General features: G+C 71.8%; 14 protein-coding genes and 1 pseudogene. 5 read left to right on the plus strand and 10 right to left on the minus strand.

Annotated features, from left to right (window positions below; all coding sequences use genetic code 11):
* Nucleotides 1-51: 51 nt before the first annotated feature.
* From ACN28A_RS27445 to ACN28A_RS27455, 3 genes are read right to left on the minus strand one after another with little or no spacing between them, the layout of a single operon-like run.
* A complete protein-coding gene (locus tag ACN28A_RS27445) occupies nucleotides 52-813 on the minus strand; it encodes a succinate dehydrogenase/fumarate reductase iron-sulfur subunit (protein ID WP_421399700.1) in 762 nt (253 codons plus the stop codon).
* Nucleotides 810-2,747 (minus strand): fumarate reductase/succinate dehydrogenase flavoprotein subunit, encoded by a 1,938-nt coding sequence (locus ACN28A_RS27450; protein ID WP_421404674.1) that lies wholly within the window; start codon nucleotides 2,745-2,747, stop codon nucleotides 810-812. Before ACN28A_RS27450 ends, ACN28A_RS27445 begins: the two co-directional genes overlap by 4 nt.
* Before the next feature lie 35 nt (nucleotides 2,748-2,782).
* Nucleotides 2,783-3,514: a succinate dehydrogenase cytochrome b subunit gene (locus ACN28A_RS27455; protein WP_421399702.1), complete on the minus strand. Its 732-nt coding sequence runs from the start codon at nucleotides 3,512-3,514 to the stop codon at nucleotides 2,783-2,785.
* Nucleotides 3,515-3,543: 29 nt separating this feature from the next.
* Between ACN28A_RS27455 and ACN28A_RS27460 the strand changes: the two genes are divergently transcribed.
* Nucleotides 3,544-4,479 (plus strand): LysR family transcriptional regulator, encoded by a 936-nt coding sequence (locus ACN28A_RS27460; RefSeq protein ID WP_421399704.1) that lies wholly within the window; start codon nucleotides 3,544-3,546, stop codon nucleotides 4,477-4,479.
* On the opposite strand, the gene ACN28A_RS27465 is transcribed toward ACN28A_RS27460, so the two are convergent.
* Nucleotides 4,466-4,750: a tetratricopeptide repeat protein gene (locus ACN28A_RS27465; protein WP_421399706.1), complete on the minus strand. Its 285-nt coding sequence runs from the start codon at nucleotides 4,748-4,750 to the stop codon at nucleotides 4,466-4,468. The genes ACN28A_RS27460 and ACN28A_RS27465 overlap by 14 nt on opposite strands.
* 100 nt (nucleotides 4,751-4,850) lie before the next feature.
* Nucleotides 4,851-5,435 (minus strand): DUF1707 domain-containing protein, encoded by a 585-nt coding sequence (locus ACN28A_RS27470; RefSeq protein ID WP_421399708.1) that lies wholly within the window; start codon nucleotides 5,433-5,435, stop codon nucleotides 4,851-4,853.
* A gap of 254 nt (nucleotides 5,436-5,689) precedes the next feature.
* Between ACN28A_RS27470 and ACN28A_RS27475 the strand changes: the two are divergent.
* Nucleotides 5,690-6,070 (plus strand): annotated as a pseudogene (locus tag ACN28A_RS27475) (Scr1 family TA system antitoxin-like transcriptional regulator); the annotation flags it as partial.
* Nucleotides 6,071-6,136: 66 nt separating this feature from the next.
* Here ACN28A_RS27475 and ACN28A_RS27480 read toward each other — a convergent pair.
* Nucleotides 6,137-7,120 (minus strand): hypothetical protein, encoded by a 984-nt coding sequence (locus ACN28A_RS27480; protein WP_421399710.1) that lies wholly within the window; start codon nucleotides 7,118-7,120, stop codon nucleotides 6,137-6,139.
* A 283-nt stretch (nucleotides 7,121-7,403) separates the two neighbouring features.
* Nucleotides 7,404-7,754: a winged helix-turn-helix transcriptional regulator gene (locus tag ACN28A_RS27485; RefSeq protein ID WP_421399712.1), complete on the minus strand. Its 351-nt coding sequence runs from the start codon at nucleotides 7,752-7,754 to the stop codon at nucleotides 7,404-7,406.
* On the opposite strand from ACN28A_RS27485, the gene ACN28A_RS27490 reads away from it, so the two are divergent.
* Entirely contained in the window at nucleotides 7,684-8,691 is a 1,008-nt protein-coding gene (locus ACN28A_RS27490; protein ID WP_421399713.1) for an NAD(P)-dependent oxidoreductase, read from the plus strand. The two genes, ACN28A_RS27485 and ACN28A_RS27490, sit on opposite strands and share 71 nt — an antisense overlap.
* Nucleotides 8,692-8,706: 15 nt before the next feature.
* On the opposite strand, the gene ACN28A_RS27495 is transcribed toward ACN28A_RS27490, so the two are convergent.
* Entirely contained in the window at nucleotides 8,707-9,342 is a 636-nt protein-coding gene (locus tag ACN28A_RS27495) for a CG0192-related protein (protein ID WP_421399716.1), read from the minus strand.
* Nucleotides 9,343-9,642: 300 nt separating this feature from the next.
* Here ACN28A_RS27495 and ACN28A_RS27500 point away from each other — a divergent pair, with 300 nt between their 5' ends.
* Nucleotides 9,643-10,836: a cytochrome P450 family protein gene (locus tag ACN28A_RS27500; protein WP_421399718.1), complete on the plus strand. Its 1,194-nt coding sequence runs from the start codon at nucleotides 9,643-9,645 to the stop codon at nucleotides 10,834-10,836.
* A gap of 30 nt (nucleotides 10,837-10,866) precedes the next feature.
* On the opposite strand, the gene hrpA is transcribed toward ACN28A_RS27500, so the two are convergent.
* Entirely contained in the window at nucleotides 10,867-14,967 is a 4,101-nt protein-coding gene (gene hrpA, locus ACN28A_RS27505; RefSeq protein ID WP_421399721.1) for an ATP-dependent RNA helicase HrpA, read from the minus strand.
* Nucleotides 14,968-15,033: 66 nt separating this feature from the next.
* Nucleotides 15,034-15,657, minus strand: a complete 624-nt coding sequence (locus ACN28A_RS27510; protein ID WP_421399724.1) for a histidine phosphatase family protein — start codon at nucleotides 15,655-15,657, stop codon at nucleotides 15,034-15,036.
* A 252-nt stretch (nucleotides 15,658-15,909) separates the two neighbouring features.
* On the opposite strand from ACN28A_RS27510, the gene ACN28A_RS27515 reads away from it, so the two are divergent.
* Entirely contained in the window at nucleotides 15,910-16,170 is a 261-nt protein-coding gene (locus ACN28A_RS27515) for an acyl carrier protein (protein ID WP_278061028.1), read from the plus strand.
* The last annotated feature ends 31 nt before the right edge of the window (nucleotides 16,171-16,201 follow it).

Genomic DNA, 16,201 nt, shown 5'->3' on the forward strand with positions numbered 1-16,201 from the left:
CGGCGTCCCGACCGGTAACGATAGGCGACGCTGGCAGGGACCGCCGGCCCGTCAGGTGCCGGGTGCGCCGTCCCGCTCCCGGGTGGCCTTCAGGTAGTCCCGGTTGAGCCGGCCGATGCTGGTCAGCGGGATCCCCTTCGGACAGACGGCGGTGCACTCGCCGATGTTCGTGCAGCCGCCGAAGCCGGCCTCGTCGTGCGCGTCGACCATCCCGACGACCCGGGTGAGGCGTTCCGGCTGGCCCTGCGGCAGCAGGCTCAGGTGGCTGACCTTGGCGGCGGTGAAGAGCATCGCCGAACCGTTCGGGCAGGCCGCGACGCAGGCGCCGCAGCCGATGCAGGCGGCCGACTCGAAGGCGGCGTCCGCGTCGGACTTCCGGACCAGTTGGGCGTGCGCCTCCGGGGCGGCGCCGGTCGGTGCGGTGACGTACCCGCCGGCCGCGATGATCCGGTCGAACGCGTCCCGGTCCACCACCAGATCCTTGATCACCGGGAACGCCCTGGCCCGCCACGGCTCGATGTCGATGGTCTGGCCGTCGGTGAAGTGTCGCATGTGCAGCTGGCAGGCGGTGGTGGCCCGTTCCGGGCCGTGCGCCACACCGTTGATCACCATGCCGCAGGCGCCGCAGATGCCCTCCCGGCAGTCGTGGTCGAAGGCGACCGGTTCCTCGCCGTCGAGGGTGAGCCGGTCGTTCAGTACGTCGAGCATCTCCAGGAACGACATGTCGGGGGAGACGTCCGGAACCTGGTAGCTGACCATCCGGCCCTTGTCGTCCGGGCCGGACTGCCGCCAGATCCGCAGGGTCAGGTTCACTTGTAACTCCGCTGGGTGGGGTGGACGTACTCGAAGTGCAGTTCTTCCCGGTGCAGCACCGGCGGCCGGTCGGCGCCGGTGAACTCCCAGGCCGCGACGTAGCCGAAGTTGTCGTCGTCGCGCTGCGCCTCGCCGTCGGCGGTCTGGCTCTCGGCCCGGAAGTGCCCGCCGGCCGACTCGGTACGGTGCAGCGCGTCGACGCACATCAGCTCGGCCAGCTCGAAGAAGTCGGCGACCCGACCGGCCTTCTCCAGTGCCTGGTTGAGCCCCTCGCCGTCGCCGGGGACCCGGACCCGCTGCCAGAACTGCTCCCGCAGGCTGCGGATCTCGGCCAGTGCCTTGCGCAGCCCGGCGTCGGTCCGCTCCATGCCACAGTGGTCCCACATGATCTGGCCCAGCTCGCGGTGGAACGAGTCCACGGTCCGGTCGCCCTGGCAGGCGAGCAGCCGGTTCAGCCGGTCGGTGACGTCGTCCCGGGCGGACACCACCTCGGGGTGGTCGTCGGTGAGCGCCTCGAACGGTCCGGCGGCGAGGTAGTCGGCGATGGTGCTGGGCAGCACGAAGTAGCCGTCGGCGAGCCCCTGCATCAGCGCCGAGGCGCCGAGCCGGTTGGCGCCGTGGTCGGAGAAGTTCGCCTCGCCGATCACGAAGAGGCCGGGGATCGTCGACTGGAGGTCGTAGTCGACCCAGAGCCCGCCCATCGTGTAGTGCACCGCCGGATAGATCCGCATCGGCACCTCGTACGGGTCCTCGCCGGTGATCCGCTGGTACATCTCGAAGAGGTTGCCGTACCGGTCGGCGATGGTGGACCGGCCGAGCCGGTCGATCGCGTCGGCGAAGTCGAGATAGACGCCGAGCCCGGTCGCCCCGACGCCCCGGCCGGAGTCGCAGACGTTCTTGGCGGCCCGGGAGGCGATGTCCCGGGGGACCAGGTTGCCGAAGGCCGGGTACATCCGCTCCAGGAAGTAGTCCCGCTCCTCCTCGGGGATCTGCCGGGGCGGGCGGTCGTCGCCGGCCGTCGCCGGTACCCAGACCCGGCCGTCGTTGCGCAGCGACTCGCTCATCAGGGTCAGCTTCGACTGGTGGTCGCCGGAGACCGGGATGCAGGTCGGGTGGATCTGCGTGTAGCAGGGGTTGGCGAAGAGCGCGCCCTTGCGGTGTGCCCGCCAGGTGGCGGTGACGTTGCAGCCCTTGGCGTTCGTGGAGAGGTAGAAGACGTTGCCGTACCCGCCGGAGGCGAGCACCACGGCGTCGGCGAAGTCGGTCGTGATCTCGCCGGTGACCAGGTCCCGGACCACGATGCCCCGGGCCCGGCCGTCGACCACGATCAGCTCCAGCATCTCGTGCCGGCTGTGCATCTCGACCCGGCCCTGCCCGATCTGCCGCTCCAGCGCCTGGTACGCCCCGAGCAGCAACTGCTGGCCCGTCTGGCCCCGGGCGTAGAAGGTGCGCTGCACCTGGGCCCCGCCGAACGAGCGGGTGTCGAGCAGCCCGCCGTACTCCCGGGCGAACGGCACGCCCTGGGCCACCGCCTGGTCGATGATCTCCACCGAGACCTCGGCGAGCCGGCGCACGTTCGACTCCCGGGACCGGAAGTCGCCGCCCTTGACCGTGTCGTAGAAGAGCCGCTGGATCGAGTCGCCGTCGTTGCGGTAGTTCTTGGCGGCGTTGATGCCGCCCTGGGCGGCGATCGAGTGCGCCCGGCGCGGGCTGTCCTGGTAGCAGTACGACCTGACCCGGTAGCCCTGCTCGCCGAGCGTGGCGGCGGCGGAGCCGCCGGCCAGCCCGGTGCCGACCACGATCACTGTCAGTTTGCGCCGGTTGGCCGGGTTGACCAGTTTGGCGGAGAACCGGCGGCGCTGCCAGCGGGTCTCGATCGGCCCGTCCGGAGCCCTGGTGTCGGCGATCGGCTCGCCGACGGTGAACAGGTCCAGCCCGTTGGGCGAGTTTTCTTCGGTGGGGTTCGTCATCAGCGCACCAATCCCGCGAGTACGGCGAAGGGGACGACCAGGTATCCGGCGCAGAGCGCGACGGCGAAACCGAGCGAGAGCGCCCGGGCCCGGGACTCGCCCCGGGGGGTCTGCTGTCCGAGGCTGCGGAACGCGCTGAACATGCCGTGCCGCAGGTGGAAGCCGAGGGTGACGATCGCGACGGTGTAGAGCAGGGTGACGTACCAGCGCTCGGGTGCGAAGTCGGCGGCCACGTTGGCGTACGGCCGCCTCGGGTCACCGACCGGGTTCAGGTCGCCGGTGGTCAGGTCGAGCAGGTGGTAGACGACGAAGAGCGCGATGATCACCCCACCCCAGCGCATCGTCCGGGCCGCGTAGCTGCCCTGCACCCTGGGCCGGTGCGCGTAGCGGACGGGCCGGGCCGCCCGAGCCCGCCGGGCCAGTACGGTGGCCGACCAGATGTGCGCGACGAGCGCGACGCCGAGTACGGCGCGCTGGATCCAGAGGTACCAGGTGTCCGGCAGCACCGGGGCGCCGATGGTGCGCAGCCAGTGCGCGTAGTGGTCGAACGACTCGGGCCCGAAGAAGATCTTCAGGTTGCCGAGCATGTGCGCGATCAGGAAGAGCACCAGCAGGATGCCGGTCACCGCCATCACGGCCTTGAGCCCGATGCTGGACCGGATCGGCGATCGCGTCGATACAGCTGTCACCCCATAGACGCTAGGAGAGCTCTGATTAGTCGTCCAATGCATCGAAGGCGCAGTGACGATAGCTGTAGGCTATGAACGTGCAGCTCCACCAGTTGAGATACTTCGTGGCGGTGGCCGAAACCCGGCATTTCACTCATGCCGCCGACAATGTCGGAATCACCCAGCCGTCCTTGAGTAAGCAGATTCACGCGCTGGAAACCGACCTCGGCGCCCCGCTCTTCGAGCGGGTGCGCGGCAACGTCGGCCTGACGGCCGCCGGCGAGGTGCTGCTGCCGCTTGCCGAGCGGATCCTGGCCGACGTCGACACCGCCCGCCGCGAGGTGCAGGAACTCGTCGGGGTCCGGCGCGGCCGGGTACGCCTCGGCGCCACGCCCAGCCTGGCCACCTCGCTCGCCCCGCCGGTGCTGCGCCGGTTCCGGGACGCCCACCCCGGCGTCGACCTGCGGGTGGAGGAGAGCGGCTCGCAGGACCTCGTCCGGGACCTGCTCCGGGGCGAGTTGGACCTGGCGCTGATCATCCTGCCGGCGACCGGCGCCGACCCGGCGCTGACCGCCGAGCCGATCCTCCGGGACAACCTGGTGGTCGCCTCGCTGAACCCGCTGCCGATGACCGACTCGGCCGGCACCATGCACCTGACCGACCTGCGCCACCAGCCGCTGGTGATGTTCCGGCAGGGCTACGACCTGCGGGACGCCACCCTGCGGGCCTGCCGGGAGGCGGGCTTCGAGCCGTCGCTCGCGGTCGACGGCGGTGAGATGGACGCCGTGCTCAGCTTCGTGGAGGCGGGACTCGGCGTCGCCCTGGTGCCGGGCATCGTGGTCGCCCGCCGCCCGAGGCTGTGGGTCACCCCGCTGGCTCCGCCGGGCGTACACCGGACGATCGCGCTGGCCCGGCGCCGGGAGCCGGAACCGACGCACGCGGCCCGGGCGTTCCGGCGGATCCTGCTCGAATACATCGGTACGGCCGCCGCGAACTCCACGCTGCCGGCGGAGGTCACGCCGTACTGAGCAGCAGCCGTGCGTAGTTCGCCATCGAGCGCTGGTAGCGGGGCAGGTGCGGGGCGAGCTCGCGCTCGGCCTCCAGCAGCCTGACCGCCAGCTCGGCCTGGCCGATGTTCCGCAGCGAACTCGACATCTGGATCACGGCCCGGCGGCGTCGGTAGCCGGCGAGCCCGTGGTCGAGCGCCGAGCGGTAGAGCGGCACGGCCCGGTCGGACCGCCCGGTCGAGTCCCAGGCGCAGGCCCGCTCGAAGTCGGCGACCGGATCGCCGTCCGACATCCCGGCAGCCTCGCAGAGCCGCCCACGGGATCGCTGCCGGGTGGGTCGGTGCGTTGCCGGGCCACAGCGGCGTCGTCGCGCCGCCACTGGCATCGTCGCGTTACCAGGTCCAGCGCCAGAACCGGCGCTCGTAGCGCATCACCATGCTGCCGGCGGCGGTGCTGCCGGTGACCACGACGTGCGGGGCGGTCGAGCCGGGCTCGGGGGTGGACGGCACCTTGGCGCTCGCGGTGCCCGCGCTGGTGTTGAGCCGGTCGATGTTCGCGGTCGCGCCGGGCGGCAGCACGATGGTCGTGGAGCCGGCCTGGGTGGCCAGATCGATCTCGACCACCCGGGAACCGAAGACGGCGTGCCGCAGGTCGAGCTTGACCGAGCCGGCCTTGCTCCGCACCAACAGTTTCCGGGGTACGGCCCACCGGCCGGAACGCTTGAGTTCCCCGGCGTGGCTGTTCAGCTCGACGACCTCGTCCGGGGCGATCGGCCCGGCCACCTCCGGCAGGTCGGCGAGGAACGGCTGCACCTCGACGTCGGTCCGGGCCCGCATCACGCCGTCGACGCGCTCCTCGAACTCGGGAAGCGTCAGCCGGCCTTCCGCGACGGCCGCGCTCAGCCGGGCGATCACGCCCTCCCGTTCGGCGTCGGACAGCCGCACCTCCCGCTTGGGCGGGACCAGGTCACCACTCACCCGGCCAACACTACGGGTTCGCCCGAGAGCTGTAGAACCGCGTCGGCGAGCTGTAGGACCGCGTCGGCCGGACCATGACCAACTCCGGACCCGCGACTGGCCGGCCACCCGGTCGCCGCCTCCTCGCCGGCCGGGTGATACCTCGGCTGCGGACTGTCGAGCTGGGTGCACAAACGGGGCGCGACGATCCGGGCATTGCGCTCTGGCTTCCAGGGCTCCCGGGCGCCAGGCTCCGGGCATCAGGGCTCCGGACGATGTCGGAGACTGCTGGGCGCACCGGCGGGGCAGCTCGACAGTCTCCGGTCCGGACTATCCCCCGGAGCAACGTCGCACCCCGCACCGGCTCAGTCCGGCGCACCTGCCGCCGCCCGGCTCCCTGGCCCGCCGCCAGGTCGCGCGGTCTCCGCGCCGTCCAGCGGGTCGAGCAGGTCGGTCAGGGCCAGCAGCGCCTCGACCGTCATGTTCCGGTGCCACGCCGTCTCGGTCAGCAGCCGCATCGCCGCGTAGAAACGCTCCTGGTGGGTCAGCTCCTCCAGGCTCATCAGCCGCTCAAGGTGTGGGCGATCCTCGACGAGGGGGTGTTGCACCGCAAAGTCGGCGGGGCGGAGGTGATGCGTGATCAACTGCAACACCTCGCCAAACTCGCCAGGCTGCCCAACATCACCGTGCAGGTGCTGCCATACGAAGTGGAGGCGGCTAGTTCATGGTGGGCCTGCCGGTCCCGGCGAGCCCGCGCGGAGCGCGGCGACGACCACCGCGACGGCCGTCCCGACGGTGCACAACGCTACCGCCGCGAAGGCGACCAGGGTCGGCAGATCGACATCGGTCACCGGCACGCCCCGTTTCGCCTGCCAGGTGAGGACCGCGAAGACGCCCGTGTAGCCGAGGACGGCGACGCCGACCAACCGGGCCCGGACCCGCTCGTCGCGGAGCCGACCACGACCGGCGGCGAGCATCCCCAGGATCGCGGAGACGAGCAGCAGCACCTGGATGGCGTGCATGCCGACGAAGTGCGGTACCCGGAGGTCGCCGCCGGTCGTGCTCCAGTTGGTGAGAAACATCCCGGTCCCGTCCGGGTCACCGATGCCGTGGCCACCGGTCATGGCGACCGGGTTGCCGTAGGCGTCGGGCACCGTACGGGGTGTCGCGCCCGACGAACTGCTCAGCCAGAGGGCCACGACCATGCTGGCCACGGCGAGCCCGAGGCCGCCGAGCAGGGCAGTGCTCGTGGCGCGGTCGCCGGTGCGCTGCACCAGCACCAGGACCGTGATGACCAGCGTGATCAGCAGCAGCGGCATGACCCCGATCGAGAAGAGCGTCCGTACGGTCTCCGCGACCGGCTCGGGGTTGTCGTTGAAGTGGCTGTAGGTGCCGTGCGCGGCCGCGTAGACGACGGCACCGACGTCCAGCACACCGGCGACCGCGAAGAAGGTGCCGAGCCACCACCCGAGGCGCCGACCCCGGCCCAGCCTGCCGAGCAGCCAGGCGAGCGTCAGGCCGTACACCCCCATGGCGAAGCCGAACTTCATCGGCTTGACCCAGACCGACTCGCCGGCGAGCTGGCGATCGTCCAGGAACATGGCGACGGCCGAGACCACCGCGACGCCGAACAGCAGCGTCGCGTTGGCCAGCAGTGGGCGGTGCCAGTCACGGAGGGTGCTGGGACCTGGCGCGAGGAGGGTCAACGGGCGCTCCCTGCTAGGAACGGTTGTCGGCGACTGCGCTGCGCCAGCCCCACATCGACCGGTGCCGGCGTCTCGTTCAGCGTCGGCGAGCGCGTGCCGGGTGACCATCCGGTACGCCCCCGGATCTGTTCGCCGGACAACCCCCGGTCCGGGCCGGGGGTCCGCCCCACCTCCGATAGCCACCTTTTTGTGCGTACTTGCCGGCGCCGTGCCGCCGGGCGACGCTGTTTCCGAGGCGGTCGGGTGACCCGCTGACCTGGATCGAAGGGAGGGCGGCGAGATGTCAGGAGGACGGCGATCCGGCGGCCAGCCTGTCCAGGCGACGGTGACCCCAGTCGGAGAGCGGAGCCACCGCCTCGGCGAGGTCGCGACCGAACGGGGTCAACGAGTAGACCGTCTTCAAGGGCAGCACGTCGTGCACCTCCCGGTGCACCAGCCCGTCGCTCTCCATCTCGCGTAGCGCCTGGGTCAGCACCTTCTCGCGCAGTCCCGGCAGCCGTCGGCGCAGCTCGGCAGGGCGGTGCGGGCCGGATTCCAGGAGCCAGAGCAGCGAGGTCTTCCACTTGCCGTCGATCACGGCGATCGCGGCGGTCACCCCGCACACGTTCAGGTCCCGGGCCCGGCCGCGCGTCACGACTGTCCTTCCCACACAGCTCGTCCACAAGTACTGGAGGTCAATTATGCTCCCGCACCACCCCGAGCGTTCCACCGTGACCGTGCTCGGCCTGGGGCCGATGGGACGGTCCCTGGCCGGCGCGTTCCTGGACGCCGGAGTTCCGACCACGGTCTGGAACCGGACGCCCGGCCGGGACACCGCGCTCGTCGAGCGGGGCGCCGTCGGTGCCGGCTCGGCGGAGGAGGCGGTGGCCGCCAGCGACCTGATCGTGGTCTGCGTGGTCGACAACGATGCCGTGGACGCGATCCTGCGCCGCGGCGACGTTCCGGACGCGCTGCGGGGCCGTACGGTGGCGAACCTCAGCGCCGACACGCCACAGCGGGCCAGGGACGTGGCAGCCTGGGCAGCCGGGCACGGCATCGGCTATCTGGACGGCGCGATCATGACACCGACCACCACCATCGGTACGCCGGACGGCGTCTTCCTGCACAGCGGCCCGATCGACCTCTACCAGCGGCACCGGGATGTGCTGGAGCAGCTGGGCGGCACACACACCCACCTCGGCGAGGAGATCGGCCGGGCGGCGGCGTACGACATCGCCCTGCTCGACATCTTCTGGACCGCCATGGCGGGCTGGGCGCACGCCCTGGCGGTGGCCCGGGCCGAGGGGATCAGCGCGGAGGAACTGCTTCCCTTCGCGAAGGGCATCGGGGAGATCCTGCCGCCGATCTTCGGGGCGACCGCAACCGAGGTGGCGGAGGGAAGCTACTCCGGTGCGGACAACCCGATCACCTCGGCCGCCTCGACGATGGCGCACATCGTGCACACCTCGGAGTCGCACGGCATCGACGCGGGCGTGATGCGGGCGGTCGAGGGCCTGACCCGCCGGGTGATCGGGCTCGGCCACGGCACCGACGGCTTCCTCCGGGTCAGCGAACTCCTGAGCCGTCGCTGAGTCGGGACGGGCCGGTCAGCGCATGGAAACGTACGCGAGCGGCAGCGGGCTCGGTTGGCCGGGCCAGGTGCCGGTGAGCGTGGCGCCCGGCAGGTCACCGTGCCCGGAGCCGGGGCGGCGGACCACCGTCAGTTCCACCGTGTCCGTGACGATCGTCGTCAACGCGTCCTCGACCACCCGACGGATCACCTGGACCGGCGGCACGGCGGTGCCGGGAGTGCCGCTGCCGGTCACGGTCATGCTCGGTGCCCGGACCTCGCGTACCCCGTCGGACTCGAAGAACTCCTCCGCCTGGCCGCCACCGGTGAGAATGGCGCTGACCAGCGCGCTGGCGTAGGCCGGGTCGCCGCAGCCGTCGTACACCCAGCGGCGGCCGAGCACGGTGTGCTCGGCGGTGCCGACCAACCAGTCGTCGGCACCGGGCAGCGGCGCGTCGCGGTAGGTGAGCGGAACCTGGTGCACCGGACCGGCACCGGCGCCGACCAGCATCGTCTCGATTCCGACCGCCCCGTCCGGGTCGTCGAAGCGGAAGCCGGCGACGCGGAGGACGTCGGCGGATGACGGACCCCGGTACCAGCGCCGACCGGGCAGCCAGGCCGCCAGGAGTTCGAGTTTCGCGGGATGCAGTCTCGCCCGGTGCAGCAGTGCCATGCACCAGATCGTATGGGTTAGCGGGTCTTCGTCCGAACCCGCCGTCGGTCACCTCGCCGTGATGTCACATCCGGACAGCCCGTCGGGTCCTTGGACGGACCCGACGATCCGAGGGGGTGATGAGGGTGCGACGCGAGTTCGAGTGGAACTGACAGTCACTGATCGGCCGGCCCGTCGGCGCGGTATGCGCCGGCGGGCCCCGGGCACGTTTCGCAGGCGGCAGTATGGGAGGGGAAGGCTGGGCCCGCTCCGGCAGCCGGGCCGACCACAACAGAGCTTTCTCCGTCGAATGGGGAGACGATGTCGACGACCGTTGCCAGTCCCTTCGGCTCCGCCGCCGAGCTGCACCGGGTCCTCGCCGAGCTGCGCCGGGAGAGTCCGGTGGCAGAGGTCACGCTGCCGACCGGGGTCACCGCCTGGGTGGTGACCCGCTACGAGGACGCCCAGCGGGTGCTGAACGACCCGCGAATGGGCAAGACCACCTCGGCCGGCGGCTTCACCTACCGGGGAATGATCCCGGACGACGTGGCCCGGGCGGTCAGCCGGCACATGCTGGCGCTCGACCCGCCCGACCACACCCGGCTGCGGCGGCTGGTCTCCGGCGCGTTCACCGCCCGCCGGGTCGCCGCGTTGCGCCCCCGGATCGAGGAACTGGCCGAGCAGTTGCTCGACGACGTCGGCGACGCCGGGCAGGTGGACCTGATCGACCGGTTCGCCTTCCCGCTGCCGATCCAGGTGATCTGCGAGCTGCTCGGGGTGCCGGCCGAGGACCAGGCCGACTTCCGCGCCTGGACGGATGCCATCGTGAGCGGCCCGATGAACCCGGCCGGGCTGGCGCCCGCGCTGACCGCAATCGTCGGCTACATCCGTACGCTGCTGGCGGCCAAGCGCGAGCAGCCGGCCGACGACCTGCTCTCCGCCCTGATCGCGGTGCACGAGCAGGGCGACCGGCTCACCGACGACGAACTCGTCTCGATGGTCTACCTGTTCCTGATCGCCGGGCACGAGACCACCGTCAACCTGATCGGCAACGGGATGCTGGTGCTGCTCGCCGAGCCGGAGCGCTGGGCCAGGGTGGCGGCCGAACCGGAACTGCTGCCCGGGACGATCGAGGAGATCCTCCGCTACGAGGGGCCGGTGCAGAACGCGTCGTTCCGGACCGCGATGGAACCGGTCGAACTGGGCGGCCGGACCATCCCGGCGGGCGCCCGGGTGCTGGTGGCACTGCTGGCGGCGAACCGGGACCCGGAGCGGTTCCCCGAGCCGGACCGGCTGGACCTGGACCGCCCGGCCACCCCGAACCTCGCCTTCGGGCACGGCATCCACTACTGCCTCGGTGCACCGCTGGCCCGGCTGGAGGGCCAGATCGCCTTCGGTGCGCTGGCCCGCCGCTTCCCCGGGATGCGCCTGGCGGTGCCGCCGGAGGAGATCGGCTGGCGCCCCAGCCTGCTGCTCCGTGGCCTGTCGACCCTGCCGGTCAGGCCGCGCGGCTGAACCCGGCCGGGGCGGGTGGGCGTGGGGCGGTCAGCCCGCTTCGGCCACGTCCATCGCCCGGTAGATCCGCTGCTCCGAGATCGGGTACGGCGTACCGAGCGCCTGGGCGAAGACGTTCACCCGGAGTTCCTCGATCATCCAGCGGATCTGCCGTACCGCGTCGTCGGCCCGGCGGGCCGGGGGCAGCGCGGCCAGCATCTCCTGGTACTCCTGCTGCACCTGGGCGATCCGGGCCTGCTGGTCCCGGTCCCGCTGCGGATTCTGCGGCAGCCGGTCGAGCCGGCGCTCGATCGCGGTCAGATAGCGGGGCAGGTCGGCGAGCCGGGCGTGCCCGGTCGCGGTGACGAAGCCGGGGTGGACCAGCCCGGAGAGCTGGGCGCGGATGTCGGCCAGGGCGGCGACCAGGGTCAGGCTGTTGGTCCGGGTCAGCCGCTGCTCGACGGAGTAGGCGGCGGCCAGTACCCGGCGCACCCGGTCGACGACCTCGGCGGTGGTGTCCACCAGCTCCGCCCGGACCCGGTCGCGCAGCGCGGCGAAACCGTCCGCGTCCCAGGCCGGGCCGCCCGCGTCGGCCAGCAGCCGGTCCACCGCCGCGTCCGCGGCGTCGTCGAGCAACTCCTGCACGTTGCGGTACGGGTTGCGGCTCAGCGCCAGCTTCGCCTCGTTCGTCAGCCGGCCGGAGACCGCCTTCTGCGGCGAGCCGAGGGTGAGCCGGAGCAGCCGCCGGGTCCCGGCCCACATCTGGCGGCGCTGCTCGGCCTCGGTCTCGAAGACCCGGACCCCGACGGTGTCGCCCTCGTCGGTGAGCGCCGGATAGGCGGTCACCAGGTAGCCGGCCCGGTCCTGCTCGATCGACCTCGGCAGGGTGCCGATGCTCCACTCCCGCAGCCCGGAGCGTTCCACCTCCGGCGCGGCGGCGGCGACCATCCGGCGTACCTGGGTGCTGAGCTGGCGTTGCAGTGCCGGCAGGTCCTTGCCCTCGGCGACGGTCTGCCGCTCGTCGCCGACCACCCGGAAGGTGGGACGCAGGTGTGCCGGCAGCTTCGACAGCTCCCAGGCGTCCCGGGGGACCGTCACCCCGGTCATCCGGCGCAACTCCCGGGTCAGCGCGTCGAGCAGCGGCTCCCGGCCCGGCGTGATCGTGGCCAGCACCGCCCGCGCGTAGTCCGGCACCGGGACGAAATTCCGGCGTACGGCCTTCGGCAGCGACCGGATCAGCGCCACCACCAGTTCCTCACGCAGCCCCGGCACCTGCCAGTCGAAGCCGTCCGCGTCGACCTGGTTCAGCATCGGCAGCGGGATGTCCACAGTCACCCCGTCGGCCGCCGTCCCCGGCTCGAACCGGTACGTCAGCGGCAGCGCCACCCCCTCGGAGTGCCACTCGTCGGGATAGTCGGCCGCGTCGACCCCGCCCCGGCCCTCGTTGACGAGCATCTGCCGGTCGAAGGTGAGCAGGTCCGGTGAGTCCCGGCGGGTCTTCTTCCACCAGGCGTCGAAGTGCCGGCCGGAGACCACGTCGGCCGGGACGCGCTGGTCGTAGAAGGCGTACAGGGTCTCGTCGTCGACCAGGATGTCCCGGCGTCGGGCCCGGTGTTCCAGCTCCTCGACCTCGTCGAGCAGTGCCCGGTTGTCGTGGAAGAACCTGTGGTGGGTCTGCCAGTCGCCCTCGACCAGGGCGTGCCGGATGAACAGGTCCCGGCTCAGCACCGGGTCGATCCGGCCGAAGTTGACCTTTCGGCCGCTGACCAGCGGGATGCCGTAGAGGGTCACCTTCTCGTACGCCAGCACAGCCGCCTGCTTCTTCTCCCAGTGCGGTTCGCTGTAGCTGCGTTTGACCAGGTGACCGGCGAGCGCCTCGACCCACTCCGGCTCGATCCGGGCGGCGACCCGGCCCCAGAGCCGGGAGGTCTCGACAAGTTCGGCGGCCATCACCCAGCGCGGCGGCTTGCGGAACAGCGCCGAGCCGGGGAAGAGGGCGAACTTCGCACCCCGGGCGCCGAGGTACTCGTTCTTCTGCGCCTCCTTCAGCCCGACGTGCGAGAGCAGCCCGGCCAGCAGCGACTGGTGGATCCGGTCGGTGTCGACGTTCTCCGGCGCCGTGCCGTCGGCCGACGGGGTGTCGGCCGTCCGGGTGTCGGCCGTCGGGGCGCCGGCCGCTGCCGGCGTACCCGGGGCGGTGCCGCCGGTGCCGCGGTCGCCGCCGCGCCGGCTACGGCCCGGCCGGGCCTCGGACGCGGCACCGCTGCGGAGCACCTGGCGGAGCTGGGAGTTGATGTCCTGCCACTCCCGCACCCGCAGGTAGTTGAGGTACTCGGCCTTGCACATCCGGCGGAACCCGCTGGACGAGAGCGCCCGCTGCTGCTCCTGGAGATAGCGCCACAGGTTCAGCAGGGCGGCGAAGTCCGACTCCTTGTCGGTGAACCGGGCGTGCGCCTGGTCGGCCTGGGCCTGCTTCTCCGCCGGCCGCTCCCGGGGGTCCTGGATCGACAGGGCGGCGGCGATCACCGACACCTCGGTGGCGCAGCCGTTGCGCTCGCCCTCCAGCACCATCCGGGCCAGCCGGGGGTCGACCGGAAGCTGGGCCAGCCGGCGGCCCAGCGGGGTGAGCCGGTAGCCCTCCTCCGGCCCGTTCTCCTCCAGCGCGCCCAGCTCGCGCAGCAGGTTGACCCCGTCGGCGATGTTGCGCTTGTCCGGCGGGTCGATGAACGGGAACGCGGCGATGTCGCCAAGCCCGATCGCGGTCATCTGCAGGATGACCGAGGCGAGGTTGGTGCGCAGGATCTCCGGGTCGGTGAACTCGGGCCGGCCGAGGAAGTCCGGCTCGTCGTAGAGCCGGATGCAGATCCCGTCCGAGGTACGCCCGCAGCGCCCCTTGCGCTGGTTCGCCGACGCCTGGGAGATCGGCTCGATCGGCAACCGCTGCACCTTGAGCCGGTGGCTGTACCGGGAGATCCTGGCCGTGCCCGGGTCCACCACGTACTTGATGCCGGGCACCGTGAGCGAGGTCTCGGCGACGTTTGTGGCCAGCACCACCCGGCGGCCCCGGTGCGGCTGGAAGACCCGGTGCTGCTCGGCGGTGGAGAGCCGGGCGTACAGCGGCAGGATCTCGGTGTCCCGCAGCGCCGGCCGGTTCTGCACGAGTCTGCCCAGCGCGTCGGCGGTGTCCCGGATCTCCCGTTCACCGCTGAGGAAGACCAGGACGTCCCCGGGCCCCTCGGCGGCCAGCTCCTGCACCGCGTCGCCGATCGCCTGGATCTGGTCCCGGACGGTCTCCCCGTCGTCGTCCGGGTCCTCGCCGTCGCCGAGTTCGACAAGCGGCCGGTAGCGGGTCTCCACCGGATAGGTCCGGCCGGAGACCTCCAGCACCGGCGCCGGCTCGCCGTCGGCGGCGAAGTGCCGGGCGAACCGCTCCGGGTCGATCGTCGCCGAGGTGATCACCACCTTGAGGTCGGGCCGGCGGGGGAGCAGCTGCCGGAGGTACCCGAGGATGAAGTCGATGTTCAGGCTGCGCTCGTGCGCCTCGTCGATGATCAACGTGTCGTACTGCCGGAGCATCCGGTCCTGTTGCAGCTCGGCCAGCAGGATGCCGTCGGTCATCAGCTTGACGAGCGTGCCGTCCCCGACCTGGTCGGTGAAGCGGACCTTGTAGCCGACCGCCCCGCCCAACTCGGTGCCGAGTTCGTCGGCGATCCGGTCCGCCACCGTACGCGCGGCCAGCCGGCGCGGCTGGGTGTGCCCGATCAGCCCCCGGACGCCCCGACCCAGCTCCAGACAGATCTTCGGCAGCTGGGTGGTCTTGCCGGAGCCGGTCTCGCCGGCCACGATCACCACCTGGTGGTCCCGGATCGCGGCCAGCAGGTCGTCCCTGCGCTCGCTGACCGGCAGCCCGGCCGGATAGCTGATCACCGGCACGGCGGCCCGGCGGCTGGCCAGCCGCTGCTCTGCCGCCCCGATCTCGACGGCGATCTCGGCGCCGGCCGCCTGCCGCCGCCCGAGATCACGGATCTTGGACAGCCCCTCCAGCCGGCGCTGGATCCGGCGCTGGTCCCGGAACATCAGCTCCGGCAACCGGGCCCGGAGCGCGGGAAGGTCGGCGGCGGGTACGGCGGTGGCGGGCGGTGGCGTCTGCATGTCGTCGCCAAGGATAGGCAGGCCCGGACGCCAACCGCCCGTGAGTTACCGATGCTCCGCCACGGCTCACCGACCGGGCCGGGGCCGGCGGTGGTCGCCGGCCGGCTGCCCCGGTTGCCGCCGGGCCGGCGGAGGGCGATCGGTGCCCCAGCGCGACGGCAGCCGGAACGTCCACCCGGGGCGCCACTCGAACGGCGCGGCTACCAGATCGGCCAGCGGGCGACCGTGCAGCAGGTGTTCCAGCGCCCACCGGTTCGCCGAGTGCGCCACGACCAGGATCCGGAACCCGTCCCAGCCGGCGGAGAGGTCGCGGAGGAAGTCCCGGGTCTGCTCCACCACCTGCCGATAGCTCTGGCCACCCGGAAAGGGCTCGTCCAGGTGCCGGGCGCGCAGCGCGGCCAGCTCGGCCACCGGGTGACCGGTCAACTCGCCGTAGTCGCATTCCCGCAGCCGGGTGTCGCGGTGCACCGGCAGTTGCCGCTGCGGGAAGGCGATCTCCACCGTCTCCACCGCCCGGGCCAGGTCGGAGCAGAAGACCGCGGCCAGCCCGTCGCCGCGCCGCCGCTCACCCAGCTCCCGGGCGCCGCGCCGGCCGTACCCGGAGAGTTGGCCGGGGCGCCAGCCGGTGGCCAGGCCGGCCTCGTTGTCGGTGGTCGTCGCGTGCGTCTCGTAGACGATGTCGACCGCCATGACTCCATCCTGCCACGGGCGGTGGACCAGCAGGCGGGCACAGCCAAAACCGGGGGCCGGGGCGGATATGGCGGGCCGCCCGTCGCCATATAGGAGAAATATAGTCGCGGCTCACAGACTCGGGGCAGTACCGCGATCCGATGGTGCCGCCGGACGGGCCGATGCGGCAAACGGTATCGGGTAATGCGGCGCACGGCGCCGCCGGCGCAGGTAGCCATCAATTCGCTCAACCGATCCGTTTCTGGAGGCGAGATGACCAGCACGACCCCGACCACCGACATCGACCGCGAGCAGGTCAAGGAGATCGTCTGCGAGATTCTCGAAATCGACGCCGACGAGGTCACCGAGACCAGTCTGTTCAAAGAGGACCACGGCGCGGACTCGCTGCTGGCGATCGAAATTCTCGCCGCTCTCGAGCGGAATCTGCACGTCACCATCGACCAGGCGGAACTGAGTCGAATGGTGAATCTGGCGGGCGTTTACGCCGTCATCGACGAGGCGTCGAAAGCCTGAGCACGGGCGCGCGGAAGTCGGGTCGGAAGAC

It is taken from the genome of Plantactinospora sp. WMMB782, assembly GCF_049179135.1.
Lineage (GTDB): Bacteria > Actinomycetota > Actinomycetes > Mycobacteriales > Micromonosporaceae > Plantactinospora.

Excerpts from the sequence above, each read along its gene's own strand:
- ACN28A_RS27510 (WP_421399724.1), bottom strand. The coding sequence starts at position 15,657 with ATGGCGGTCGACATCGTCTACGAGACGCACGCGACGACCACCGACAAC.
- ACN28A_RS27515 (WP_278061028.1), top strand. The coding sequence starts at position 15,910 with ATGACCAGCACGACCCCGACCACCGACATCGACCGCGAGCAGGTCAAG.
- ACN28A_RS27500 (WP_421399718.1), top strand. The coding sequence starts at position 9,643 with ATGTCGACGACCGTTGCCAGTCCCTTCGGCTCCGCCGCCGAGCTGCAC.
- ACN28A_RS27455 (WP_421399702.1), bottom strand. The coding sequence starts at position 3,514 with ATGCATTGGACGACTAATCAGAGCTCTCCTAGCGTCTATGGGGTGACA.
- ACN28A_RS27495 (WP_421399716.1), bottom strand. The coding sequence starts at position 9,342 with ATGGCACTGCTGCACCGGGCGAGACTGCATCCCGCGAAACTCGAACTC.
- ACN28A_RS27465 (WP_421399706.1), bottom strand. The coding sequence starts at position 4,750 with ATGTCGGACGGCGATCCGGTCGCCGACTTCGAGCGGGCCTGCGCCTGG.
- hrpA (WP_421399721.1), bottom strand. The coding sequence starts at position 14,967 with ATGCAGACGCCACCGCCCGCCACCGCCGTACCCGCCGCCGACCTTCCC.
- ACN28A_RS27460 (WP_421399704.1), top strand. The coding sequence starts at position 3,544 with ATGAACGTGCAGCTCCACCAGTTGAGATACTTCGTGGCGGTGGCCGAA.